Annotated in this window: 1 protein-coding gene; it reads left to right on the forward strand. The window is 55.3% G+C overall.

The genetic code is table 11. The annotated features are described in order from the left end of the window. Positions 1-253: Y-family DNA polymerase (locus AC0IZJ_RS28585; protein WP_471855650.1), on the forward strand; the 253-nt coding region annotated here is incomplete at both ends.

Genomic DNA, 253 nt, shown 5'->3' on the forward strand with positions numbered 1-253 from the left:
CCCTGCGCGATATCCCTATTGCTATTGGCGGCAGCCGCGAACGTCGGGGGGTGATCAGCACCGCCAATTATCCCGCGCGTAAATTTGGCGTACGTAGCGCTATGCCGACAGGGATGGCGCTCAAATTATGCCCACATCTCACCTTGCTTCCGGGGCGCTTTGACGCCTACAAAGAAGCCTCAAATCATATCCGTGAAATCTTCTCGCGCTACACCTCGCGCATTGAACCGTTGTCACTGGATGAGGCTTATCT

It is taken from the genome of Roseateles sp. AC306 (genome assembly GCF_979253795.1).